Here is a 1,097-nt window from a genome sequence, read left to right on the forward strand (position 1 = left end):
CTCCACTCTTTACTCGCATTGGACTTTAATTTACACCCATCAATGGCAAACATGTTGCGGCCTATCAAGTCTTCCTCATCACATATCATCAGCACTTGCGTAAAAATCGGTTTAATCTGTTCATGCATTTTAGCAACGAAGCCTGCTATTGATGTGTAATGCGGCTGGATATCTCCCGACACACTCATAAATAAAATGTTCGTCTCACACGCTTTAGCAATTCGACGGCTACTGATCAAACCATGTGCATAGCCCAGTAAAATAATCTTTAGCATTACCGAAGGTGGATACGCCGCCGCGCCCGTTTTGTCATTGTTGTACCACGCGTCAAACCCCGATAAATCGAGTTTATTTTCGACAATATAACAAAGGGCATACTCAAAAGTGCCAGGCAGAATTTGCTCAGCGAAATTGATAGGAATGAATTTATTTTGACAAGATAAGTCAGGCTTGTAGTTAGCCATAACAGTTTACCGTGGGTGAATAATATCTATTAGATCACAGCGAACAGATGGATTCAAGGTTAAAAAGCAACCAACCAAGAATAGTTGTGTATGTTCCTAAAAAGAGTAATTCTACAGCCTCAACGCCTTAATAATAGGAAAATTTTAGCTGTATAGACGCGTAGCGGCTAGCTAAAATTTTCCTTATTAATTAACTTGTTAGGTTACGACGACAATATGCCGGATGATGATTACAATTGATAACATAACTCCAAGAAAGCGAGTGTATTCCTTCCCTCCAAACTGTGAAACCTGTAGATAGTCTCCAAACATCTCTGAGACTTGATACGGAAAAATCACTAAGCAAAAGGAAATGCTTGGTAAAAAGAAAGTCCACCATCCCCATTCATGACCTTTGATCCCAAAGTCTTCGAAAAGTATCACGGTCTCTTCTATACCCACAATAAACACAAAAACCAAATAGGCTACAAATATCAATAATGGGAAAGCTTGCTTAAATAAGTTGAGTTTTTCTCCACAACTATAAAAGTCACGATAATATTTAAATCCCAACCAACTCATAGGCAGAATCAAGCTAATTGTGAGTAAAACTTCCAGTGCTAACAAAGTAACCTAACAGCTTATTGAACACCA

The 1,097-nt window shown here is 38.6% G+C and carries 2 protein-coding genes; both read right to left on the bottom strand.

From position 1 onward, the window contains the following. The coding region (locus DO88_RS02525) for a transposase (protein ID WP_033040744.1) at positions 1–464 on the bottom strand (464 nt) is incomplete at its 3' end. A gap of 198 nt (positions 465–662) precedes the next feature. Then, positions 663–1,070: a hypothetical protein gene (locus tag DO88_RS02520; protein WP_157600368.1), complete on the bottom strand. Its 408-nt coding sequence runs from the start codon at positions 1,068–1,070 to the stop codon at positions 663–665. Between the last annotated feature and the right edge of the window lie 27 nt (positions 1,071–1,097).

The organism is Pseudoalteromonas sp. S3431 (assembly GCF_000690035.1).
Classification (GTDB): Bacteria; Pseudomonadota; Gammaproteobacteria; order Enterobacterales; family Alteromonadaceae; genus Pseudoalteromonas; species Pseudoalteromonas fuliginea.